The organism is Pontimicrobium aquaticum, from assembly GCF_005047595.1.
GTDB lineage: Bacteria > Bacteroidota > Bacteroidia > Flavobacteriales > Flavobacteriaceae > Pontimicrobium > Pontimicrobium aquaticum.
On record NZ_SUPL01000005.1, the window covers coordinates 249,269 to 274,073 of the forward strand.

Consider the following 24,805-nt stretch of genomic DNA (forward strand, 5'->3'; position numbering starts at 1 on the left):
GCTGAAAATATTTTGTTTTGGGAATTATTAAAGTTGAAAATATTAGGGTATTTGCCCATCATGGTTGTTTAACAGAAGAAACTAAAATAGGTAGTGACTATCGAGTAGATTTAAAGGTTAAAGCAGATTTACAAACATCTGCTAAAACTGATAAATTAAGTGACACTATTGATTATGTGTTTTTAAACCGCGTTATTAGGGAGGAAATGAAACAACCTTCACATTTATTAGAAACTGTAGCTAAGCGTATTTTAATGCGTATTTTTAAAGAAGATACATTAGTACAAAAAGCAACCGTCTGGGTGTCTAAAATAAACCCTCCAATTGGTGGTGATGTTGAAATGGTAACGATTAAAATGACCGAAAAACGAAAAAAGTAAGTGTTAATAGTGTGAAAACTTTATTTTTTTTACATTTGCTGTCCAAATAAGGCGTCTTGGCCGAGTGGCTAGGCAGAGGTCTGCAAAACCTTGTACAGCGGTTCGAATCCGCTAGACGCCTCGATAATTAAGAGACATTTAGGTGTCTCTTTTTTTTATGTTCTAATTTTTATAAAAAATTAATTAAATACATACAAAACCTTGTACAGCGTATTATTTAATGTTGGAATGCTAGACGCCTCAAAAACCTTCAAGTTTCCTTGAAGGTTTTTATTACCCTATATCTTCTATTAAATTTTGAGGGTTAAGCTGGTCTTTGGGCAAAAAACCTTTTACAATAAGCACTAAGCCGCAAATAACTAAAATAAGTCCTAGTAGTTTTTTTACTTTTAAAATGCGTTCTGGTGTTAGCTTTTTCTTAAGTTGTTTTGCTAGTAATATTTTAAATATATCGGTAACAAAATAGGCTAATATCATCGTTCCGAAAAATGCCACAAATCTATTAAAATCGTTTTCAAGACTTGGTCCAGTAATAATAATAACGCCTAACCAAAATACTAAAACACCAATGTTTATAAAGTTTAGTAGGAAACCTTTTATAAATAATCCTAGATAATTTGTTTTTGTAAAGACTAATTCACTAGCTTCATTAGTAGAGCGTTTAGGTTTTTTAAGGAAAATAATAATACCATAAACCGTTATTATCATGCCTCCAAACACAAATAAACCAGGTTGATTACTTAGGTTTTCTAATAATTGAAAGCTACTAAAATAAGCTAAACAGATAAAAAACACATCTGCCACAATTACTCCTAAATCAAACACTACAGCTGCCCGAAATCCTTTTGTAGCACTCGTTTCTATTAAGACAAAAAATACAGGACCTATCATAAAGGCTAAGAAAAAACCTAGAGGAATCGCTGCTTGAATGTCTTCTATCATGTAATATGTAATAAAAATGCCGAATAAATATTCAGCATTTTGAAGTTGTAACAAATATAATAAAAGATGCCAAAGGATTTTAATCCATATGCTTAATTCTTCCTCCTAAGGCTTTACTTTTATTTACTTTTTTAGGGTCTCCATACACAAATACATCACCTCCAGCTCGTATTTTAATATCTAATACATCTGTAGCATTAACATCTGCCTCTCCTCCTGCTCTAATTGCTATTTCGGTTGATTCTGTTTTTAGATTTTTTCCTTTGTAAACTCCTCCTGTACTAATTGATATGTCTTGACTTTGAGATTTACCTGAAGTTTGTATTACACCTCCTGTAACAGATTTAATAGTAGCTGTAGTTACTTTTAAATCTACATTAATTTCGCCTCCTTCTTGTGCTCTTAGCTCAATTTCATATTGTTTAATTTTATCGTTAGATCTTATTTTTGCACCTTCGTTTGCATCAATAATATCTACATTAGTGTAGTATAGTTGTACATTAGTATTGTTTCCGTCATAGCTTTCTTCAAGTTTCATTCTAATTTTTAACTTTCCGTTTTTATTAACGATAACGACGTCATTTTTATTTCTTCCACTAATAACAGCTTCATTTTTATTTGACTTTATTAACTCTACTTCTATTAAATCGTAAACTTTAAGTTCGGTGAATTCGCCAATGGATTTTGTAATCTCACTTTGTGAAAAAACGATTGATGTGATTAAAAAACTAAGTGTTGCTAAGATATTTTTCATTGTAATTTAAGTTTTATTTTTATTGAGGGTTCTAAATCAATAACTATACCAATTGGTATTTATTATACTAAACATCTTCTCTTTTTCCTATTAAACTAAAATCGAGATGTTTTTTTACTAAATCGGCTTGTTTTACTTTAACGATGACTTCATCACCTAATTGATACATATTTTTTGTGGCTTGACCAATTAATGCATATTCATCCTGATCAAATTGATAGTAATCATCTTTTATGTCGCGTATTCTTACCATACCTTCACACTTATTCTCAATAATCTCCACATAAATTCCCCAATCTGTGACACCTGAAATTACACCAATAAACTCCTGGTCTTGATGATCTTGCATGAACTTTATTTGCATGTATTTTATAGAATCTCTTTCTGCTTTAGTGGCAAGGTATTCCATATTAGAAGAATGCTGACATTTTTCTTCATACACCTCTTCACTTGCAGATTTTCCTTTATCTAAATAGTGTTGTAATAATCTATGAGCCATTACATCTGGATAACGACGAATTGGTGAGGTAAAGTGACTATAATAATCAAACGCTAGTCCATAATGACCAATATTATGTGTGGTGTATTCGGCTTTACTCATACTTCTAATAGCAAGTGTATCAACTAAGTTTTGTTCCTTTTTTCCATTCACTTCTTTTAATAAATTATTTAAAGAAGCTGTGGTAGATTTCCGGTCTTTAAAGTTTAGTTTATAACCAAATCGTCCAACAATATTTTGTAAAGCAGCAAGTTTTTCATCATTTGGTTCGTCATGGACACGATAAATAAATGTTTTTTTAGGTGATTGTTTACCAATAAATTCAGCTACTTTTTTATTAGCTAATAGCATGAATTCTTCAATAAGCTTGTTAGCATCTTTACTGGTTTTAAAAAATACCCCAACTGGGTTGTTGGTTTCATCTAAATTAAACTTCACCTCTACTTTATCAAACGAAATAGCACCAGCTCCCATACGTTTTTTTCGCATGATTTTTGCTAGTTCATCTAGTTTTAAAGTAGCATCTGCAATAGCTTGATTTGTTTTATACGCTTTACCAGTTAACGAAACTTCTTTAGGTATCTCATTGCTTTTAGATTCTATAATACTCTGTGCTTCTTCATAAGTAAAACGAGCATCACTATAGGTAACTGTACGACCAAACCATTGGTTTTTTATTTCTGCTTTATCATTTAATTCAAACACTGCAGAAAATGTATATTTTTCTTCGTTAGGTCTTAATGAGCATGCGTTATTAGATAAAACTTCAGGAAGCATAGGTACTACTCTATCTACTAAATACACACTTGTAGCGCGTTCGTAAGCTTCATCATCTAGAATAGTGCCTTCTTTTACATAATGTGATACATCAGCAATATGAATGCCTATTTCGTAATTACCATTTTTAAGTACTTGAAATGATAGGGCATCATCAAAATCTTTTGCATCTTTTGGATCAATAGTAAAGGTTAAAACGTCTCGCATATCGCGACGTTTTTTTATTTCATCAGGTTGAATAGAAGTATCTATTTTATTAGCATATTCTTCAACTTCGTGAGGAAATTCATAAGGTAACCCATACTCAGCTAAAATAGAATGTATTTCTGTATTATGTTCTCCAGGTTTACCAAGTACTTTAATCACTTTTCCAATCGGACAATCGGCTTTTGCTGGCCAATCTTCTAATTGAACCATTACTTTATCACCATCTTCAGCTTTAAAAGTTTTATTAAGAGGAACAAAAATATCTACATACATTTTATTACTATCTGCTATTACAAATGCATAGTTTTTATGCTTTTGAATAACACCAACATACTCTGTTTTGTGTCTAGATATTATTTGCGTTATTTCTCCTTCAAGTTTTCCTTTTTTTCTTCGTTTATAAACATATAACTCAACTTCATCTCCATGAAGTGCTTTATTTACATTGTTTGAAGCGATGAAGATATCATCTTCAAAGTCTTCGCATATTACATAACCAGAACCTCGAGCAGAGGCATCAAAAATTCCAGTATGGTATTCAGATGTAACAATAGCTTTAAACTTACCTCTATCTACTTCTTCAATTTCTTGTTTAGCTTTTAAACGATGAAGAGTTTTAATAATTTGGTTTCTGCTACTAGCATCATTAACACCAAGTTTAGCAGCTATTTGTTTGTAATTAAACGTTTTATTTCTATCTACTTTTAATATGGTATGGATACTATCTGTAAGGTTGTGTATTTTTTTTATTTTTTTTTTACTTTTCTTTCTTGTCATTTATTTTGTTATCATATTCTATTCCTTGAAGTTAAGGAATCTATTAATTTTTAAACTTAATTTAAAGTGAAGAAGGTGTATTAAGTTTAGTGCAAAGCTAATACATTAAAATTTAATAGTGTTTAGTTAAGGTTAAATAAATAAAAAAGACTTGCAAATTAATACAAGTCTTTATATTTTTTAATGGCGTAATAAATATAATTATTCGATAATTATTTTTTTTGATGCTTTTCCTTTATTTGTTATAATTTCTACAAAATAAATTCCTTTTGAAAATGATGATACTTTAATATTTTCTTTGTTATCTTCTTTAACTAACTGACCTAAATTATTATAAATATTAGCTTTTATTAATTCTATATTATCTTTTAAATGAATATTAAAATGAGTTTTTGCAGGATTAGGTTCTAAACTAAACTTAGATAATACATAATCATCTAAAGATAATAAAGCACTTAAATCATAAACTCTTACGTGACCTGATTCAGTTCCGTTTTCATTATTAAATAATGCACTTATCGCCACAACACTTCTATTAGAAGAAAGAGATATAAGCTCTCCAAAACCATCTCCTAGCGCTTCTCCATCAATATCACTCCCTATCTGTGTCCAAACTCCTCCTATGTTTTTATAAATACGTGCTTGACCAGAAGGGATATTATCTGGAGCTCCTATAGCAATAATACTTCCATCTGAAGATAAGCTTATACTATCTCCTGATGTATCACCTGGCGCTTCCCCATCTATATCACTCCCTATCTGTGTCCAAACTCCTCCTATATTCTCGTAAACTCTTACATGACCAGAATCTGTTCCGTTTCCATCATTTCCATCTGCACTTATAGCAACAATACTTCCATCTGAAGATAAACTTACACTATATCCTGAAAAATCACCTGCAGTTTCTCCATCTATATCTGAACCTATTTGTGTTTGCCCTAATGTTATTAAAGGAATAGAAAGAAAAATAATAAGTAATTGTTTTTTTATTTTTAATAATTTAAAATTTGTAGGAAATATACTAAAATTATTAAAACTATTTTCTTTAAAAAAAGGTTATCCACATTTAATATTATAATAACTATTTCTTTTTTAAAATTTAAAATAAAAATGATTATTATTATTGCTTGTTAATTACTAGTATAACTTTTTTACATTTTGTTTTGATGTTACGTTATCATCTATTTATTTAATACTAATTAACAACTTATCTATACTATAATGCATTAATTTTAAATAGTATAAACTGTTTAATTAACAATCTTTAATTATAGTTATAAACAGATGATAACTCATAAATTTTTCCTCTTTTTATGTTTGTAAAGCTATTTTGTTGGTTAATAAAAGTACAACTATTAACAACAACTAAATTTGGTTTTTGATGATAGAATATTAAGTAGAAAAATATTCCAATAAATAAAATTATAGTTATTAGAAGTAATGATGAGATATTAACAATTAATTAAAAAGTAACTAACATCTTTAAAACACTTACTATTTATATTTTGTAATTTTATAACCAAGAAGATATACTTTTTAAAACGCATCTTTTTTAAACAATAACTGTCTTAATAAATATCATATAAAAAATAACTAATGAAAATATCTATTGGAAATGATCACGCTGGAACAGACTATAAATTTGCTATAGTTAAGTTATTAGAATCTAAAGGTATAGAGGTAACTAATCATGGAACAGATAGTAGTGATAGTGTAGATTACCCAGATTTTGTACATCCTGTTGCTAACGATGTAGTTAATAAATTGGCTGATTTTGGAATTCTAATTTGTGGTAGTGCTAATGGTGTAGCAATGACAGCTAATAAATATCAAGATATTAGAGCTGGCTTATGTTGGACTAAAGAAATTGTTGAATTAACCAGACAACATAACAATGCTAATGTATTGTGTATTCCAGCAAGATACACTGCAATACCTCAAGCACTACAAATGGTTGACACGTTTTTAAACACAAAGTTTGAAGGAGGAAGACACCAAAACCGCGTGAATAAAATTCCTGCAACATCATGTTAATACCATTCTAAAATTGGTAAAAAATGGGTCACTCGCATTCTCATAAACATTCTCACAATAACGGAAATTTACAAGGTAGAAACTTATTAATTTCTATTTTTTTAAACATTCTAATTACAGCAGCTCAAGTAGTTGGAGGTGTTATTTCTGGTAGTTTAGCACTATTAAGTGATGCGCTTCATAATTTTAGTGATGTTATTTCGCTAGTGGTAAGTTATGTTGCTAATAAACTTGCTAAAAAAAAGGCATCATTACAAAAAACATTTGGTTATAAACGTGCCGAAATTTTAGCAGCGTTTATTAATGCATCAACCTTAATTATTGTAGCGGTTTTATTAATTATTGAGGCTATTAAACGCTTTCAAGATCCACAAGAAATAGAGTCAGGTTTGGTTATTTGGTTGTCAGGAATTGCAATTCTAGGTAATGGTTTTAGTGTGCTTTTACTAAAAAAAGATTCTGAAGCAAATATGAATCTAAAAAGTGCTTATTTACACTTACTCACTGATATGATGGCCAGTGTTGCAGTGCTGATAGGTGGTTTACTAATGAAGTTTTACAATGTGTTTTGGGTAGATAGTGTATTAACTTTTTTAATTGCTATATATTTAATTTGGATGGGTTACGATTTATTAAAATCATCAACTAAGGTGTTGATGTTGTTTACACCAGAAGATATTCCTATTGATAAAATTGTAACAGAAATAAATAATTTAGAAGGTATTAAACACACACATCACATTCATGTGTGGCAATTAAATGAAGAAGAAATACATTTTGAAGCACATATAGATTTTGAGAATAACATACAGCTTTCAGAATTTGATGATATACTTCATAAAATAGAAGAAATTCTATTTCATAAATTTGAAATAAATCATGTAAATATCCAACCAGAATTTGGTAAGTGTGATGATAAAGATATTATTGTTCAAGATTAAAAATTCCTGCGTAGGCAGGAATCTGATAAATATTTAAAAAGCATTTCGACTACGCAAAGTGTTACAAAAATATATGTTAAAGATAGAAACCAAAACCTTTCAAGAACTCACCACAAAAGAATTGTATGATTTACTTCAATTACGTAGTGAAATATTTGTGGTTGAGCAAGATTGTGTGTATCAAGATTTAGATGGAAAAGATGAAAAAGCACTTCATATTATTGGGAAAAAAGATAACAAGATAGTTGCTTATACACGTGTTTTTAAGCCAGGAGATTATTTTAAAGAAGCTAGTATTGGTAGGGTAGTGGTAAGTAAAGAAGAACGCCAACATCAATATGGATATAATATCATGGAAGCCTCAATAAAAGCTATAAAAAATTATTTTAATGAAACCATTATAAAACTATCCGCTCAAACGTATTTAAAAAAATTCTACAATAATTTAGGATTTAAAGAAGTAGGAGAGGAGTACCTCGAAGATGGCATACCTCATATTGCAATGATTAAGGAGAGATAACTATTTATCGTCTTCGTTAATAATTCTGGTTACCAAAATTTCTACACGACGGTCATATTTTGGATCACCTCCTAATGGTTGCTTACGTCTCATACCTTCGTAGCGCATACGTTTTTTACTCACTCCTTTTCTAGACAAATAATAGTATATATAACGTGCTCTAGCCTCAGATAAGTTTCGTTTTTTAGTCTTTCTATCTACAGCATCTAAGGTGTTTTTTGTACAACATACATGACCTTGAATTGTAAAATAAATCTCATTACGCTCTTTTAAGAGTGTCGCAATTTTTTCAAGCGTTTCCATAGATTCAGGTAATATTTCGCTATATCCTGTTTTAAATAAAATGTTATCTAAAACCACTTTATCACCTACTTTCAAGTCGCCTTTTAAAGCACTTTCCATGGTTTCTTCTTCTTTAATTACTTCTGGACGAGGTGGAATATATGCATAAGCTATTATTTCAACCTTTCTATTTAAGCCTCTAATTACATCTGCATCAACAGTATTTATAGTTTTTAAAAGCACCTCTCCTTTTCCATCTACATTACTAATTAAAGTATTGTCTATTTCGTGTTCCGAAAAAATAGATTTTATGGCATTTGCGCGTTGTTGAGATAATTGAAGATTGTAAGAGTCGCTACCAATATCATCACAAAAACCATAAATAGCTATTTTATCGATATCTTGGTTTTGAATATCTTGAATAAAAAGAAGCAATCTATTATTTTCAATATCAGATACTTCGTATTTATCAGTATCAAAATACACTTCGTGCTTTAACTCGGTTTGAGCAAACATAAAGTTTCCTAAAAAGAATAATATGTATAGAATTTTTGTATTCATAAATCTAAAAAACTCTAATCAAATATAATAACTACTAGTTTAAATAACTACTATATTTATTAGCATCGCTTAGTACTTCAACGGCTTTTTTAACTTCACTATTATGGGTTATATAGTACTTATGAAGCCCTTCTCTATAAAAATAACGCTTAATGATTTCATTTTCCAATAAAGAGGATAATTGGCTTTTATTTTCGTCGATTGCTTTGTTTTTGTAAGTTTTCAGGGTCGAAATAAGCTTTAAATAATCGTTTTGAAGGGTTTTATCAATGTTTTCACTTTTAGCAACATCCATTAATTCAATTAGTTGATCTTCTGTTTTTGTTTTAAAATTAAAATTACTAGCCTCTAAATATGCTTTAAATTTTTTAAAGTCTGAATCTGATATTTTGAACGACATTAAATCATCAACAGTATTTTTATAGTAATAATCTGTAGCAAAATTAAAGATGTAATCACCATTAACAATAGCTTTTGTAATGGTAGATGGTTTAGCGTCTTCAATAATAATATCTGGTTGAATGCCGCCACCATCAAACACAGAGCGACCATTTTTGGTTTTAAATTCATTAAAATTTTCTTGTTTCACACGCACAGCGTTTCCTTCGCTATCTCTATTCCAGTAATCTAATGCTTGAATACAACGACCAGAAGGTGTATAATACCTCGAAATAGTTACTTTTATTTGTGTTCCATAAGTTAGTGGTTTAGGTCTTTGCACTAAGCCCTTGCCAAAACTGCGCACACCAACTACCACAGCTCTATCTAGATCCTGTAAAGAACCAGAAACAATTTCACTAGCAGAAGCACTTCCTCCATCAATTAAAACCACTAATGGAATTTCAGTATCAATAGGTTGATTTTGAGTGTAATATGTTTTATTATATTTTTCAACTTTAGATTTTGTGGTTACTACCAGTTGACCTTTATCAACAAATAAATTAACAATATTTACTGCCTCTAGAAGTAATCCACCAGGGTTTCCTCTTAAATCTAATATGATAGATTTAGCTCCATCAGTTTTAAGTTCTTTTAAGGCATTGGCTGTTTCTCTTGAAGCTGTTCTTGTAAATTTTGACAAAGCAATATAACCTGTATTGTCGTTTACCATGCTGTAATAAGGCACAGCGCCAACTTCAACTTCTTGACGTGTTATAGTTGCAGTATTAGTTTTTCCTTGACGTAAAAAAGTAACATTAACTTTAGATCCTGGTGCACCACGTAATAAATCACCAGCGTTTTCCTTAAAACTAGCAACCGTAATATCTTCTACTTTTATAATTTCATCACCAGCTTTTAAACCAGCTTTATCAGCAGGATAGTCTTTGTATGGCTCTACAATTACCAATTTATCTTTTAATGTTTTTACACTAGCACCAATGCCTGTATAATCTCCTGTATTGTTAATACGAGAGGCTTCAACATCTTGTTCATTATAAAAAACCGTATATGGATCAAGCTCTTTAAGCATGCTTTTAATGGCAGTATCCATTAAATCAGCTGGATTAGTTTCATCAACATAATTCATATTTACCTCCTTAAACATGGTGGTAAATATTTCAATTTGCTTAGCAATTTCAAAAAAATTGCTTTTAAAAGCGGTTCCTGTTAAAAGTACACTTAGAGCAATAACTGGTACTAGTATTTTCTTTTTGAGTAAGTTTTTCATAACCTTATTTCTTACAGATATCTTTATGAAATTTGTCTAGTAACAATTTCATTTTTATGTCTATTTGTTTAAATGTTGGTTTTTCATTTCCAATGTACAAAATCATAAACGCACAATGTGTTGAAAAGTTGTTAAAATATAAGGGTTTATTTAACCTATAAGACTCTCTTAACAATCGTTTAATCTTATTTCTGTCAACAGCATTTTTAAAATGGCGCTTACTAACTGATACTCCAGCTTTTATTATAACATTATCTGTAAAAGTTGTTTTTAAATACACTAATCGTAAAGGATATACTGAAACAGAACACCCTTCTTTAAACATTTGCTCTATAAGCTTTTTACTTTTTAATCTTTCTTTTTTAGAATAAGTTGAATCCATAGCCACCATTAAAGGCGGCAAGATACAACACTCTTTTGTGGTATGATAAAAATCATGTTTTAAAATACTAACTAATAGTAATTTAACAGAGCTAAAACTTTAAACTATTATTATGGGAGAATTAAAGGTAACTAAGCTCACAAATAAAGAAGATAAAGCTAATTATATCTTCCATTTGCTTAAAGATATTGAGGCACTCGATTATATGATAACCAATAATTTGGTTGAAAAAACTCCAATTAGAATAGGAGCAGAGCAAGAATTTTGTTTAATCGATAATGAGTTTATGCCAAACGGTAATGCAGTAGAGTTATTGGACATTATAGATGATGAGCATTTTACGACAGAAATTGGCAACTATAATTTAGAAATTAACCTTGACCCTATTGAATTAAAAGATAATTGTTTTTCGCAACTTCACAATCAACTTACCAAGCTTCTAGGAAAAGTAGATGAAATAGCTAATAAAAAGCATACTAAAATTTTACTAACAGGAATATTGCCCACGCTTATGCTTAAGCATATTGGTATAGAAAACATGACACCAATACAAAGGTATTTTGTGTTAAATGAAGCTATTAAAGAGTCTAGGAAACAAGATTTTAACATTCACATTAAAGGTGTAGATGAGGTTAATTTACTTCATGATACAGTCATGCTAGAAGGTTGTAATACAAGTTTTCAAATGCATTTACAAATTAATCCAGACAACTTTATAGATAGCTATAACTGGGCTCAAGCTATTTCTGGACCAATACTAAGTGTTTGTACAAATTCTCCGCTTTTATTTACAAAAGAACTTTGGAGCGAAACAAGAATTGCATTATTTACTCAAAGTGTAGATACTAGAGCTAATTCGTTTTTATTAAACGAAAAGCAATCAAGGGTAAGTTTTGGTAATGATTGGTCCACAGGAAGTGTTGCCGATATTTTTAGAGATAATGTATCAAGATTTAGAAGTTTGGTAACCACTGAATTTGAAAAGGATAGTCTTGAAATGATAGAAAATGGAGATATTCCAAAACTTAAAGCACTTTCACTACACAATGGAACTGTTTACCGCTGGAATAGACCTTGTTATGGTGTTGGAGACGAAAAACCACATTTGCGAATTGAGAATAGATATATTCCGTCTGGACCAACAATACTAGATGAAATAGCCAATATGGTGTTTTGGGTAGGAGTGATGATGGGAAAACCTAAAAAGTATGATAATATTCATGAAAAAATGAACTTTAAAGAGGTAAAAAGTAACTTCTTTAATGCTGCAAGGTATGGTATGAATACACAGTTTCATTGGGATGGTAAAATAATTCCAAGTCATCAATTAATTTTAGATGAGCTTATTCCAATGGCTTATAAAGGGCTTTATAAAATGAACGTTTCACCTAAAGACGCTGAGTATTATTTAAAGATTATTAAAAATAGACTTACTACAAACAACGGTTCACAATGGATGGTAAAAAGCTATAGAAATTTATTAAAAACAAAAAAACGTTTTGAAGCCATTCAAATTTTAACATCAAGTATTTATAGTAAGCAACAAAAGGGATATCCTATTTCTACATGGAATGTAATTAAAGAAAACACAATCAACAAATTACCTTTTAATACGCTGGTCAAACATGTAATGAGTACCGATATTTTTTCGGTAGATGAAAACGATAGCTTAGATTTGGTAATTAATATTATGCAATGGAAAAAGTTCCATCATATGCCTGTGATTAATGATGAAAAACAATTGGTTGGACTACTATCTTGGACAGATATTGAATACTACAATAACAATCCACATAATATCGAAAACACAGTTAAATATTTAATGCAAAAAAACATTATATCTATTGATCAATTTTCAAGTACTACCGAAGCCAAAACACTAATGAAAAAGCACAATATTAATTGTCTTCCTGTTGTTAAAGAAAATAGATTAATAGGAATTGTAACCTCTAATGATATTTAAAAACATAAATGGTGGAAATTTATAATAAAGCATTAAAAACTACTATAAAAGTTAATCGTTTAATTAGGAAAATTAAAGGCAAAGAAAAAGGCGCTACAATGGTCTATTTTGGTGGTATTCATGGTAATGAAACCGCTGGAGTATTTGCACTTAAGCAGGTTTTAGAGTGCATTAATCCTAAACATGTAAAAGGCACTATTTATGGTATTTCAGGAAACTTGAATGCCCTAAAAAGCAATATGCGATTTATAGATCAAGATCTAAATAGGGTTTGGTTAAATGAAAACATAAGTAAGCTTGAAGAAAAAAAATCACTTAGTACCGAAGAAAAAGAACAACAGGAACTATATTCTATTTTAAAAGAAATTCTTAATAATGAAAAAGGGCCTTTTTACTTTATAGACTTACACACAACTTCTAGTAAGACATTACCTTTTATTACAATAAATGACGCACTTATTAACCGTAAGTTTTCAAGTTTATTTCCTGTGCCAATTGTTTTAGGTATAGAAGAATATTTAGATGGTCCATTATTGAGTTATATTAATCAATTAGGGTACGTTTCTTTAGGGTTTGAATCTGGGCAACACGACGAATTAAGTGCGGTAACAAATAATATTGCTTTTATTTACCTTAGTTTAGTGTATGCAGGTGTTTTAGAACAAAATAAAGTGAATGACTTCGAACAACATTACGATACCTTGGTAAAAGCATCCCATAAAAACAAAGAAATTTTTGAAGTAGTTTACCTTCATAGACTTAAAAAAACAGAAGACTTTAAAATGAAGCCAAATTTTAAAAGCTTTCAGAGTGTAAAAAAAGGTGAGCATCTAGCAACCGAGCAAAATGTAAGTATTACATCACCATACACGGCTAAAATTTTTATGCCACTTTATCAAACAAAAGGTAATGAGGGCTTCTTTATTATAAAAAAAATTCATCCTTTCTTCTTAAGGCTTTCAGAAATTATTAGAAAATTAAAAATGGATACCCTTATAACGCTTCTTCCTGGTATAACATGGATGGATAAGGAACAAGGGGTTTTAAAAGTAAATTTAAAGGTAACCAAATATCTGGCAAAACAAATATTCCATTTATTTGGTTATAGAAATAAGCAAAAAAACAACACATACATGTTACTTTTTAACAGAGAGAGAACCTCTAAAAAGAATATGTATAAAAACCTTAAATGGTATAAAAGGGTGTCTTAAACAAAACACCCTTTTATAATATCAAACTATCTTTTAAAGATTTTTAGCCTTTAATTTTTGTTTGTTGTTTTAATTCTCCATCTTCAGATAAAACCAAAGAATTGTTTGAATCGTCAACATCTGCCATTTTTTTAATTGGGTCGATAGTTACCGACTTAATTTTACTTTTATCTGCTTTAATTCCAAAACTAAAACTTTTATTAGCCCAAGACCAATCTGGTAAAACAGTTGTAGATTCTGGTGTTGGTTTTTCACCACGCATCATCTCTAATGGAATGTAATAGTTTTCAGAAGTGCCATCAGTATATTCAATAGTTAAGTCAATAGGCATTGGCATTAAGCCTTTTCTGTCTAGCGTAATAGTTGATCCTTTATCGGTTGCTTCAACCGATGTTACACCATAATCAATAGTATTGGTTGTTTGTCCAAAATCCATTAAATACCAATCTAATTCTAATCCTGAAACTTTTTCAGCAGTGCGAATAATATCATTTGGTGTTGGATGCGAAAATGCATAGTCATCAAAATACTTTTTGATGGTAGCTTTTAAATTATCTTCTCCAATGACATAGCCTAATTGAGCCATAAAAACAGCACCTTTGCTGTAAGCAGATGTACCATAAGCACGGTTAAGGTCGTAACGGTCGGAATGTGTAGTAAGAGGTTGCTCAAAACCCGAATTTGCCAATCTAATATATCCCTTGTAAGCCCCAAGATGAGGGTTTGCACTTGTTCGTCCAGATATTTCACTCATTGCTAAAGCACTAATATAGCTTCCAAATCCTTCGTCCATCCACTCATGTTTACCTTCGTTTGTGGCTAGTAAAAATTGAAACCATGTATGCGCCATTTCGTGTGATGTTACACCAATTAACCCATTTAAGCTTCTTCCGCCAGTAATTAAAGTACACATAGCATACTCCATACCACCATCTCCACCCTGAATAACAGAGTATTGTTTATAAGGATACTTACCAACATTTTCACTAAAAAATTGCATTAATCTTGCTGTTATAGGCTGAAGCTTTTTCCAGTTTTCATTAGTTTCAGGGTTATCTTTCCAAACAAAATGTAGCATTGGACCATCAGGTACTTGTAGTGTATCGTGGTTATATTCTGGATCTGCAGCCCAAGTAAAATCGTGTACCATAGGCGCTTTAAAATGCCAAGTTAATTTTTCACCAGAACCTTTAGGTCCTTTTGTTTTATTTGCATCATAACCATGCCCAATTTCCTCTGGATTTTGTAAGTAACCTGTACCAGCTATTGTGTAATTTCTATCTATACTTATTTTTACATCAAAATCTCCCCAAACACCATGAAACTCTCTTGCTATATACGAATCGGCATGCCAACCTTGAAAGTCGTATTCAGCTAATTTAGGATACCATTGCGCCATTGATAAGGCAACCCCTTCTCTACTGTTTCTACCATTTCTTCTAATTTGTAAAGGTATTTGTGCACTAAAAACCATTTCAAAAGTCGCTTTCTCACCTGGTTTAATAGGTGTTGCTAATTCTACTTCTAAAACAGTATCAACTACATCATATTTAAGAGGTTTGCCATTTTGAGTTAATGAGGCTACTTTAATATAACCTATTTCATTAGGTTTTAGTTTGCTAATTCTACTTTCATAAATAGGGTTTTCTTTAGTGCCAATGTTTGTTACCATTCGTCCGTCAGGATCAGCAATATTTTGCAAACGCATATCCATATTGCTTCCTGGTTGAAAAGCATTTAGGTATAAGTGGTAAAATACACGATCTAAAACATCTGGTGAATTGTTGGTGTAAACCAATTTTTGTTTTCCTTGATATTGATAGGTTTCAACGTCCATATCAATTTCCATGCTATAATCAACATGTTGTTGCCAATAACCTGGATTAGGATTATTTTGTGAGGTTGCTTTAATGCTAACTAAAAAGACAGCGATTAAAAGAATTCTTGAGGATAAAGTTTTCATAAAAGTGTGTAATATTAATTTGATAATTTACTAGCCATGATTAAGGCGTTATAAGCGTTTACAAGTTTAGAAGATTTTGACAGTTCTCCAAATGATTTAACGGAATTTTGAACACCTGGGACAGTAACCTTTGTTTTGAGCTGTAAACCAGAACTCATAATTACTTGTTTTACCTGTGCTGCATTAAGCTTTGGATAGTACGAACGTATTAAAGCAGCAACACCTGAAACTGCTGGTGCAGCAAACGACGTACCATCAATAAAATCGTATTTATTATTTGGTTTAGGAGAGTATATTTGAGATCCAGGAGCAAATACATCTACATTTATCTTTCCATAGTTTGAATATGATGCCACTAAGTTAGAACCATATTTAGAGTTTATTGCACCAACTGATAGGTAAGTATCAATAATTTCTAACCCATTTTTTTGATCATTTGGAAAACTTGGTTTTATATCGATATCTAAACCCTCATTTCCAGCCGAACTAACAAAAAGCACATCGTTTTTTGAAGCATATACCAATGCTTCTTAAACCTTACCACTATGTAATGAATAGTACTTACCAAAACTACCGTTAATGATTTTTGCACCATTATCAACAGCGTATCTTATTGCTAAGGCCAGATCTTTATCGTATTCATCGCCATTTGGCACGACTCGTAAAGCCATAATTTTTACATTATTAGCAACGCCATTCATTCCTTTTCCGTTGTTGCGTTCTGCGGCTATAACTCCTGCTACATGTGTACCATGAAACTCATTCTCTTTATGAGGGTTTACATTATTGTTTCCGTAAGTTGTCTGGGAAAAATCGTTAGGATTATCTCCAGTTTTTCTTCCTTTTAAGCTTTTGTTTAAATTAACTGTTAGCCGTTCGTTAATTTGAGAAAGATCATTATTAATAGCCTCGATAGTTTCTTTAATACTACCAACACCAAATCCATAAGTTTGTTTTATTACAGAAACATCCCTTAGCAGTGCTTGGTCGTTTGTTTTAATAGCAAAAACATCTTCTTTCGTGTATTTTTCTTTTTTTAAATGCTTAGCAACAGCTTTATCTGAAGCCACTATTTGTTGAATTATTTGATCGTATTGAGCTTTTAAACCACTATATTTTTGATATTCCTTATTGTATTCTGTTTGGGCTTCAGCATATCTGGGATGACTCTTGTTGCCACTTGCTAGTATGCGAACATATTCAAATTGTTCATCATAAGTATCACCTAAAAAATTCCATCCATGTATATCATCTACAAAGCCATTATTATCATCGTCTTTATTGTTGTTTGGAATTTCTTTTTTATTTACCCAGATTACATCATCAAGATCTTCATGTTTTGTGTCTATTCCAGTATCAATTACAGCAACAATCACTGTTTGTCCTTTTTTGTTTTTAATTACTTCGTTATAGGCTTTGTTAACACTCATTCCGGGAATAGTGTCTTTTACTAAATCTAAATGAAGCCATGTTTTAGATTCTTCATCGGTTAACTCAGTATGTTTTAGAGGTGTATTGTCAATGTTTTCAATAGGAGTTGATAAAATAGCTGCAGAACCACAGCTAAAAAACAAAGACATTGTTATAACGCCTAAAGCAAATAGGTTAAGTTTTTTATTCATTTATAAATCCTTTAAAGCAAGTTTTTTATTTAAACGCACTCCTTTTTCGGTATGCTTAACAGTTATTATTTCATGATGTGCATCATGCTCTAAAAACAAGTAAAAATTATTATCGGCTGCCATATTTAAAAACAGTTCTTTTTCATCGAGTGTTAAAAGTGGCCTAGTATCGTAACCCATTACAAATGGCAAGGGTAAGTGGCCTACTGTTGGCAACAAATCTGCCATAAAAGCAATGGTTTTATCTTTGTATTTAATAAGTGGAATCATTTGTTTTTCAGTATGCCCATCAGCAAAGAAAATATCAAATCCCAACTCAGAGTTTTTTAGAATTTTTTCTTCTGGAAGTCCAACAAACTTTAGTTGACCACTTTCTTCCATTGGAATAATGTTTTCTTTTAAAAAGGAGGCTTTTTCCCGTTTATTGGGTTTTGTTGCCCACTGCCAATGATTGTCATTACTCCAAAAATAGGCATTTTTAAAAGCAGGTTCATAACCTGTTCTGTCTTTATTCCATTGTATGCTTCCGCCACAGTGATCAAAATGCAAATGGGTCATAAACACATCGGTAATATCATCTCGATGGAAACCATACTTTTTTAAAGATTTATCAATATTATCATTTCCCCACAAATAATAATACCCAAAGAATTTATCACTTTGTTTGTTTCCCATTCCAGTATCAATTAAAATTAATCGATTACCGTCTTCAATCAACAAACAACGTGCCGCAATATCAATCATGTTATTACTGTCGGCAGGATTTGTTCTTTGCCACAAAGATTTTGGCACCACACCAAACATGGCACCTCCATCTAGTTTAAAATTTCCAGCGTTTATAGGATATAATTTCATAGTCTTGCAAAATAATAAAAGCTATTTAAAAACGCTAAACACAATGTAAATAGTTTTCTTTGGAATAGATTATTAAAAAAGACTATTTTAGAAACCATTTTAACGAAAACAAACATATTAACTATAATTATTAATTTTACCTCAAAACTTATAGAATGTTAGAATTAGCAGGAATTATTATTTTAGGAATTTTAGCTCAATGGGTTGCATGGCGTTTTAAAATTCCGGCAATTCTACCATTAATATTAATTGGATTGTTAGTTGGTCCAATTGCTGCAGAGTATTTAAGTGAAGATGGTTCTAAATGGATCGAACCTATTTGGAACGGAGAAAAAGGACTGTTTCCAGGTGAAGGCTTATACTACTTTGTATCGCTGGCCATAAGTATTATTCTTTTTGAAGGTGGATTGACTTTAAAGCGATCTGAAATAAAAAATGTTGGCCCTGTAATTACAAAACTTATTACGCTTGGTTCAGCCATCACGTTTTTTTCTGCAGGGATTTTAGCACATTTCATTTTCGATTTAAGCTGGGAAATTTCGTTTTTATTTTCAGGATTAATTATTGTTACTGGTCCAACGGTTATTACACCAATTTTAAGAAACATACCTCTTAAAAAAGATGTATCAGCCGTTTTGAAGTGGGAAGGTATTCTTATTGACCCCATAGGTGCCTTAGTGGCCGTATTAGTATTTGAGTTTATAAGTGTAGGAGGCGATAGTGGTTTTACTAAAACTGCATTAATGGAGTTTGGAAAAATTATCCTTTTTGGAACAACATTCGGATTCACATTTGCACATGCGTTAGCATTTGCAATAAACAAAAAGTTAATACCTCATTATTTACTTAATGTAGTGTCGCTTTCAACAGTTTTGCTAGTTTTTGTAGAATCTGAAATTTTTGCACACGAATCTGGTCTATTAGCGGTTGTTGTTATGGGAATGGTACTTGGAAACGGAAAACTAGAAAACATAAAAGAACTTCTATATTTTAAAGAATCGCTTAGCGTGCTGTTAATTTCAATACTTTTTATTTTATTGGCTGCTAATATAAATATAGAAGACATGATGCTTTTGTATAACTGGAAAACAGCTATTTTATTTGCATCAGTCGTGTTTTTAGTCAGGCCTTTGGCAGTATTTTTAAGCACCATCAATTCAAATTTAAAGTTTAAAGAGAAACTCTTTATTAGTTGGGTTGGTCCACGAGGTATTGTAGCTGCTGGAATTGCTTCGTTATTTGGCAGTAAACTTATAAAAGAAGGTGTTCAAGGTGCTGAATATATAACACCTTTAGTGTTCATGATAGTGTTGGGAACTGTGCTGTTAAACGCTACTACTGCACGTTTATTTGCTAAATTAGTGGGTGTGTTTCTAACAAAATCTGAAGGAATTCTTATCATAGGAGCATCAAAAATGTCGAGGTTATTAGGACATTATTTAGAAGAAAATGGGCGACATGTAGTACTAATAGATAGCAACCAAAGCAACATTAAAAAAGCAAAAGAAATAGGACTAGAAGCGTTTGATACGAATATTTACTCAGAAACATTAACCGATAATATTGAGTTAAACGATGTTGGTTATTTAATGGCTTTAACTGGAAACTCCGATATTAATAAGTATGCCATAAATAAGTTTGGCAAACAATTTGGTGAAAATGGGTCTTTTAGGCTTGTTACTAAAGAAGAAATGCTTGACGACAAAAACAATCCAAAAGAAGGTTTGTTTAGTCAAACAGATGATTATATATCGCTAAACGAGGTGACCCAAAAATTCCCATCCATTCAAGAAATAGGAATTAAGGATAAAGACCATTACCTAGAGCTTATTGAAATTACAAACAAAAATAAAGATATTATTCCGCTATTTGTAAAAGATAGTTCAGGCGAACTTCATATTATTTCATCTTTTAATAAAGAAACCAGCACCATTAAAAAAGGCAGTAAACTCGTTTATCTAGGAAGATCTTTTGATGTTAATATAATTGAAGCCAATTAGCTTTCCATAATAGGTTTTAAAAACTTATTGTCTAAGATATTAATTCACAATTAGTTTTTTAGAAAGAACAACCTTATCAGTTGTTTGTGTTTTAACAATATAAATCCCTTTAGCGAGAGTTTTAACCGAAAATGAATTTCCTTGACTTTTAATAATACTTCTTCCATTAATATCAAAAATTTCATAATTTGAGATTGATTTGTTGGAAAAAGACACCATGTTATTCGCTGGGTTAGGGTAAAGCAATAGGTTTTTTTCTTTTAATATAATATCATTTGTATTAAGTAAATTACTAGAAATTTCTACACCAGGATTTATTATTATCCCATAATTTGTTAATAGAACAATCGTTGTTTTAACAGGATCTTCTTGAGAAACCCTTAAACCACTGCGAAACCTGGCCATTGTAGCAGCTCTTACTTCAAAAATATCAACATTTGGCGCATCATGAAAAGAAAGATCAATAGCAAAACCCGAGGATAAGCTAAAGCTGCCAGATAAAGGAGCTATTAAACCAAACTGAAAAAAGGTTCCACTCTCCCCAGTCTCTTGTTTCTCTACAACAGCAACACTATTAACCAATCCAGGTATGAATTCTTGAGGCGAAACGCTTTTTATTAAATCCTCTACGCCGTTGTTATCTATATCTAAAGGAAAAGGAGTGTAAGATCCATCTCCACTATTATTTCGAGCGTGTGGAGTATCACCTATTATAGGTACAAACCCAATTCGAGGGGGAATATTGTTTGTGTCTTGAATTAAAACAGGGTCTTTAGAGAAATCAGAAGTTGGGAGTATATCATCAAAATCACCAGACCTATCCAAACTGGGGTTTGTTGCATCCCAATTATCGGACTCTAACCAAGTACTACCTCCCCTTGATGAGCTTCCTCCAGTCGGGTTAGGTTTAGCACCATAACAAGTAACAACACCATCAAGAGTAGTACAATCAAAAAGCACATTCGTAGATAAATCTCTATTCGCGGTAAAAATTTCTATAGGTACTGTACAGGTTCCTGTGGCGGTATTGCATCGGGTTTTATAGACACGGTAATTCCATGACGCATCAAAACCTTTATGTATTAAATTAACAATGCCATTATCAGAATCATATGCAGCTGCTTTCTGTGTTAAAATTCCAGTATAACTAGGTAGGTTATGGGCAAATTCTGAAATATTATTGTCACCATCAACAAACGTCCAGCCATTATTTGTTTCAACAATAAAAAAGTCATTATCATCAAGCACGCTATAAGCAGCATTACCAGGAGATGGCGTTATGGTAGTCGCCGCCGTAAAAACACCACTAAATGTGTCTTGATTAATTTCTAGCATGTGCAGATTTTCCCCTCTAGTAAATCCAATATCAAAAATATCTAAAGCTTTTGTCCTTGTTGCAATCCCACTAATAAAATTTGATGTAGTTACAGTGGGTGCATTTAAATAATTTATATCGAGTTGTGTACAAGTATCTGTGCCAGAGATAAATTTAAAAATCTCACCATTAAAAAGGAAGGAGTTTTTAGCCGCATATATATTATTATCTCTTCCAAAAGTGGCAGCGTTAAATACATTTTCGTCTAGACAATTAGTACCATCATTTCGATAATTAGTCCATGTATTTGTGCTTAACTCTAAAAGAGTAAGCCCAAAGTAAGTATTATTTGGTTTAGAGGTGTTTATTAGCAAATCGCCTGTTGTACTATGTCGAGATATTGAATATACAGGATAATAAAATACGCCATCTACAGGTTCTAACTGTTGATACGTATTCCAAGTGCCAGAATTACTCATGGTGTTTAACCCTTGAAACCCACCAATATAAAGTATGTCTGAAGAATCAACATATAAAGAGTGTAAAACATTATAAATAAGATCTGAATTTGATGATGTGTAATTAACCCAGCTATTGGTTGCTTTTGTAAGTTCATGTAAACCATCGTTCCAACCAGCAAAGTATACTTTGGTTCCTGCTTGATTTTCTATAATATCCTGAGGCCTAATAGCAGTAGCAACTTCGGTATCAAAAACACCAGCATTAAAGATTTGGTAGCCAGTAACGTCAGGTTTAAAAATATAAAGTTGTCCCTGTCTGCCATACCGAACTTTTAATTTAGTAAACTGCGAACCACCTACAGAGCCGACCGTTAAAGCAGAATTATCATAATTATAAACTGTTACTGTTGTGCCATCATAAATAGCGAAACCACCATCTAAAGCTAAAGCAATATCATTATTTGTAGGGTTAACATCTATACCATTTACATTTGCAATGACGGGATTTTGACTGGTAAGATTTAAAAAATCAGTTACCATATCTGTTGATGTGTTATATTGTATATAACCCATATCTGTAGCAACATGCAGTATATTGGCGTTAGAATCGTCTGGAATTATAGCTGAGACTGTGCCTGGTTTATTGTATAAAAACCAGCCGTCTGTTTGTGCATTTGATAAAAGAGTAAAAAATAAAACAATTAAAGAGAGTAATTTTGTTTTCATAGCTTAATATTAATAAGCAACTATGCTAAGCTATGTGAGATTCAAGAGAAAAGAAAGATAGATTATTTTTAAGAGTTGAGCAAATCAACTCTTTTAAACACCTAAACTAAGGACTAAAAACTCATTTAAAGATGTTTTTTTAAATCCTTTCTAGTCATTAAGCTTTAAAACAGCCATAAACGCTTGTTGAGGTATTTCTACATTACCTACTTGACGCATACGTTTTTTACCTTTTTTCTGCTTTTCTAAAAGCTTACGTTTACGTGAAATATCACCACCATAACATTTTGCTGTTACATCCTTACGAAGTGCTTTAACAGTTTCTCTTGAAATTATTTTAGCTCCAATTGCTGCCTGAATAGGAATATCGAACTGTTGGCGAGGAATGAGTTCTTTTAACTTCTCACACATTTTCTTTCCAATATGCTGAGCATTATCAGCATGAATTAAAGCCGAAAGCGCATCAACAGGTTGTGCATTTAATAGAATATCAACACGAACAAGTTTTGATACACGCATTCCTATTGGATGATAATCAAACGAGGCATACCCTTTTGATACTGTTTTTAAACGATCGTAAAAATCAAATACAATTTCAGCTAAAGGCATATCAAACGATAGCTCAACACGCTCAGTAGTTAAATAGGTTTGATTGGTAATTTGCCCACGTTTTTCAATACAAAGCGACATCACGTTACCTACAAAATCTGCTTTGGTAATAATAGTAGCCTTAATATATGGTTCTTCAACACGATCTAATCCTGAAGGATCAGGAAGATCGGAAGGATTGTTTACTATAATAATTTGGTCAGGATATTTTTTGGTAAATGCATGATAGGATACGTTTGGAACCGTTGTAATAACAGTCATGTTAAATTCGCGCTCTAAACGCTCTTGAATAATTTCCATATGTAGCATTCCTAAGAAACCACATCGAAACCCAAAACCTAGAGCTGCAGAACTTTCAGGAGAAAATACTAAAGAAGCATCATTTAACTGCAATTTTTCCATTGAGGTACGAAGCTCTTCGTAATCTTCAGTATCTACTGGGTAAATTCCTGCAAAAACCATTGGTTTTACATCTTCAAATCCGTCAATTACCGAAGTAGTTGGGTTTTTAAAATCTGTAATTGTATCACCAACTTTTACTTCTCTGGCATCTTTAATACCAGTAATTAAGTAACCAACATCACCAGTTTTTATTTCATTTTTTGGATGTTGCTTTAGCTTTAAAGTACCTACTTCATCTGCAAAATAAGATTTTCCTGTAGCGACAAACTTAATATTTTGCCCCTTTTTAATAGTACCATCAATAACTCTAAAATACGTCTCTACACCCCTAAAAGAGTTATATACAGAATCAAAAACCAAAGCACGTAATGGGCTGTCTGGATCTCCACTTGGAGCAGGAATACGCTCAATAACTGCTTCCAATATTTTATCCACACCAAACCCTGTTTTTCCGCTAGCATGGATTACTTCTTCAGGTTTACAACCTAATAAATCAACAATATCGTCAGTAACCTCTTCAGGGTTTGCACTAGGTAAATCTACTTTATTAAGTACAGGAATAATTTCTAAATCGTTTTCTAGAGCAAGGTATAGGTTAGAAATGGTTTGAGCTTGTATGCTTTGGGCAGCATCTACAATAAGCAACGCACCTTCGCAAGCAGCGATAGACCTTGAAACTTCATACGAGAAATCTACGTGACCAGGTGTATCTATAAGGTTCAACACATAAGGCTCACCATTATAAATGTAATCCATTTGTATGGCGTGGGATTTTATGGTAATACCACGTTCTCTTTCAAGATCCATACTGTCTAAAAGTTGATCTTGTTTTTCACGATCTGTTACCGAACCTGTATAGTCCAATAAACGATCGGCTAAAGTGCTTTTTCCGTGATCAATGTGAGCGATAATGCAGAAATTTCTAATCTTTTTCATGTAAGCTTTCTAGGCGA

General features: G+C 31.6%; 18 protein-coding genes, 1 tRNA gene and 1 pseudogene. 8 read left to right on the forward strand and 12 right to left on the reverse strand.

The annotated features are described in order from the left end of the window. The first annotated feature begins 17 nt into the window (after positions 1-17). Complete coding sequence (gene folB, locus E5167_RS10850) at positions 18-380, forward strand: dihydroneopterin aldolase (protein WP_136843955.1); 363 nt, start codon at positions 18-20, stop codon at positions 378-380. 50 nt (positions 381-430) lie between these two features. Beyond that, a tRNA-Cys gene (locus tag E5167_RS10855) sits at positions 431-501 on the forward strand. A gap of 152 nt (positions 502-653) precedes the next feature. Here the strand turns inward: E5167_RS10855 and E5167_RS10860 are convergent. From E5167_RS10860 to E5167_RS15420, 4 genes are all read right to left on the reverse strand, one after another. Then, positions 654-1,322, reverse strand: a complete 669-nt coding sequence (locus tag E5167_RS10860; RefSeq protein ID WP_136843956.1) for a LysE family translocator — start codon at positions 1,320-1,322, stop codon at positions 654-656. Between the two features lie 79 nt (positions 1,323-1,401). Next, a complete protein-coding gene (locus tag E5167_RS10865; RefSeq protein ID WP_136843958.1) occupies positions 1,402-2,076 on the reverse strand; it encodes a head GIN domain-containing protein in 675 nt (224 codons plus the stop codon). A 67-nt stretch (positions 2,077-2,143) separates the two neighbouring features. Then, entirely contained in the window at positions 2,144-4,336 is a 2,193-nt protein-coding gene (gene rnr, locus E5167_RS10870; protein ID WP_136843961.1) for a ribonuclease R, read from the reverse strand. 201 nt (positions 4,337-4,537) lie between these two features. Beyond that, positions 4,538-4,861, reverse strand: coding sequence for a T9SS type A sorting domain-containing protein (locus E5167_RS15420; RefSeq protein WP_169301417.1), 324 nt, complete (start codon positions 4,859-4,861; stop codon positions 4,538-4,540). 1,071 nt (positions 4,862-5,932) lie between these two features. Between E5167_RS15420 and rpiB the strand changes: the two genes are divergently transcribed. The 3 genes from rpiB (at position 5,933) to E5167_RS10890 (ending at position 7,831) form a co-directional block, all read left to right on the forward strand. Continuing rightward, positions 5,933-6,370, forward strand: coding sequence for a ribose 5-phosphate isomerase B (gene rpiB, locus E5167_RS10880; protein WP_136843965.1), 438 nt, complete (start codon positions 5,933-5,935; stop codon positions 6,368-6,370). A gap of 23 nt (positions 6,371-6,393) precedes the next feature. Beyond that, entirely contained in the window at positions 6,394-7,311 is a 918-nt protein-coding gene (locus E5167_RS10885) for a cation diffusion facilitator family transporter (protein WP_136843967.1), read from the forward strand. Positions 7,312-7,384: 73 nt separating this feature from the next. Beyond that, positions 7,385-7,831 carry a GNAT family N-acetyltransferase gene (locus E5167_RS10890; RefSeq protein WP_136843969.1) on the forward strand — a complete coding sequence of 149 codons (447 nt, stop codon included), beginning with the start codon at positions 7,385-7,387 and terminating at the stop codon, positions 7,829-7,831. On the opposite strand, the gene E5167_RS10895 is transcribed toward E5167_RS10890, so the two are convergent. Genes E5167_RS10895 through rnpA form a run of 3 tightly spaced genes read right to left on the reverse strand, consistent with a single transcriptional unit; the run spans position 7,832 to position 10,725 of the window. After that, positions 7,832-8,674 carry an OmpA family protein gene (locus E5167_RS10895; RefSeq protein WP_136843971.1) on the reverse strand — a complete coding sequence of 281 codons (843 nt, stop codon included), beginning with the start codon at positions 8,672-8,674 and terminating at the stop codon, positions 7,832-7,834. It abuts the gene before it with no gap. 34 nt (positions 8,675-8,708) lie between these two features. Next, positions 8,709-10,343, reverse strand: a complete 1,635-nt coding sequence (locus tag E5167_RS10900) for a S41 family peptidase (protein ID WP_136843973.1) — start codon at positions 10,341-10,343, stop codon at positions 8,709-8,711. A 4-nt stretch (positions 10,344-10,347) separates the two neighbouring features. After that, positions 10,348-10,725: a ribonuclease P protein component gene (rnpA, locus tag E5167_RS10905; protein ID WP_136843975.1), complete on the reverse strand. Its 378-nt coding sequence runs from the start codon at positions 10,723-10,725 to the stop codon at positions 10,348-10,350. A gap of 112 nt (positions 10,726-10,837) precedes the next feature. Here rnpA and E5167_RS10910 point away from each other — a divergent pair, with 112 nt between their 5' ends. Then, on the forward strand, positions 10,838-12,688 hold the full coding sequence (locus E5167_RS10910; protein WP_136843976.1) for a CBS domain-containing protein: 1,851 nt from the start codon (positions 10,838-10,840) through the stop codon (positions 12,686-12,688). Between the two features lie 8 nt (positions 12,689-12,696). Continuing rightward, positions 12,697-13,899: a succinylglutamate desuccinylase/aspartoacylase family protein gene (locus tag E5167_RS10915; RefSeq protein ID WP_136843978.1), complete on the forward strand. Its 1,203-nt coding sequence runs from the start codon at positions 12,697-12,699 to the stop codon at positions 13,897-13,899. A 43-nt stretch (positions 13,900-13,942) separates the two neighbouring features. Here the strand turns inward: E5167_RS10915 and E5167_RS10920 are convergent, their stop codons facing one another. From E5167_RS10920 to E5167_RS10930, 3 genes and pseudogenes are all read right to left on the reverse strand, one after another. Next, entirely contained in the window at positions 13,943-15,862 is a 1,920-nt protein-coding gene (locus E5167_RS10920) for a M1 family metallopeptidase (protein WP_136843980.1), read from the reverse strand. Positions 15,863-15,876: 14 nt separating this feature from the next. After that, positions 15,877-17,484, reverse strand: a pseudogene (locus E5167_RS10925) (S8 family peptidase). Then, entirely contained in the window at positions 17,485-18,339 is an 855-nt protein-coding gene (locus E5167_RS10930) for an MBL fold metallo-hydrolase (protein ID WP_136843982.1), read from the reverse strand. A 155-nt stretch (positions 18,340-18,494) separates the two neighbouring features. On the opposite strand from E5167_RS10930, the gene E5167_RS10935 reads away from it, so the two are divergent. Beyond that, positions 18,495-20,339 carry a cation:proton antiporter gene (locus E5167_RS10935; protein WP_136843985.1) on the forward strand — a complete coding sequence of 615 codons (1,845 nt, stop codon included), beginning with the start codon at positions 18,495-18,497 and terminating at the stop codon, positions 20,337-20,339. A 39-nt stretch (positions 20,340-20,378) separates the two neighbouring features. On the opposite strand, the gene E5167_RS10940 is transcribed toward E5167_RS10935, so the two are convergent. Continuing rightward, positions 20,379-22,841 carry a T9SS type A sorting domain-containing protein gene (locus tag E5167_RS10940; protein WP_136843987.1) on the reverse strand — a complete coding sequence of 821 codons (2,463 nt, stop codon included), beginning with the start codon at positions 22,839-22,841 and terminating at the stop codon, positions 20,379-20,381. 150 nt (positions 22,842-22,991) lie between these two features. Next, positions 22,992-24,788: a translation elongation factor 4 gene (lepA, locus tag E5167_RS10945; RefSeq protein ID WP_136843989.1), complete on the reverse strand. Its 1,797-nt coding sequence runs from the start codon at positions 24,786-24,788 to the stop codon at positions 22,992-22,994. Between the last annotated feature and the right edge of the window lie 17 nt (positions 24,789-24,805).

Bases quoted from the DNA above. Each gene is read 5' to 3' on its own strand.
- E5167_RS10940 (WP_136843987.1), bottom strand. From the start codon at position 22,841: ATGAAAACAAAATTACTCTCTTTAATTGTTTTATTTTTTACTCTTTTA.
- E5167_RS10900 (WP_136843973.1), bottom strand. From the start codon at position 10,343: ATGAAAAACTTACTCAAAAAGAAAATACTAGTACCAGTTATTGCTCTA.
- E5167_RS10865 (WP_136843958.1), bottom strand. From the start codon at position 2,076: ATGAAAAATATCTTAGCAACACTTAGTTTTTTAATCACATCAATCGTT.
- E5167_RS10910 (WP_136843976.1), top strand. From the start codon at position 10,838: ATGGGAGAATTAAAGGTAACTAAGCTCACAAATAAAGAAGATAAAGCT.
- E5167_RS10930 (WP_136843982.1), bottom strand. From the start codon at position 18,339: ATGAAATTATATCCTATAAACGCTGGAAATTTTAAACTAGATGGAGGT.
- E5167_RS10890 (WP_136843969.1), top strand. From the start codon at position 7,385: ATGTTAAAGATAGAAACCAAAACCTTTCAAGAACTCACCACAAAAGAA.
- rnpA (WP_136843975.1), bottom strand. From the start codon at position 10,725: ATGGATTCAACTTATTCTAAAAAAGAAAGATTAAAAAGTAAAAAGCTT.
- E5167_RS10920 (WP_136843980.1), bottom strand. From the start codon at position 15,862: ATGAAAACTTTATCCTCAAGAATTCTTTTAATCGCTGTCTTTTTAGTT.
- E5167_RS10885 (WP_136843967.1), top strand. From the start codon at position 6,394: ATGGGTCACTCGCATTCTCATAAACATTCTCACAATAACGGAAATTTA.
- E5167_RS10915 (WP_136843978.1), top strand. From the start codon at position 12,697: ATGGTGGAAATTTATAATAAAGCATTAAAAACTACTATAAAAGTTAAT.
- E5167_RS10860 (WP_136843956.1), bottom strand. From the start codon at position 1,322: ATGATAGAAGACATTCAAGCAGCGATTCCTCTAGGTTTTTTCTTAGCC.
- E5167_RS10895 (WP_136843971.1), bottom strand. From the start codon at position 8,674: ATGAATACAAAAATTCTATACATATTATTCTTTTTAGGAAACTTTATG.
- lepA (WP_136843989.1), bottom strand. From the start codon at position 24,788: ATGAAAAAGATTAGAAATTTCTGCATTATCGCTCACATTGATCACGGA.
- rpiB (WP_136843965.1), top strand. From the start codon at position 5,933: ATGAAAATATCTATTGGAAATGATCACGCTGGAACAGACTATAAATTT.
- E5167_RS10935 (WP_136843985.1), top strand. From the start codon at position 18,495: ATGTTAGAATTAGCAGGAATTATTATTTTAGGAATTTTAGCTCAATGG.
- rnr (WP_136843961.1), bottom strand. From the start codon at position 4,336: ATGACAAGAAAGAAAAGTAAAAAAAAAATAAAAAAAATACACAACCTT.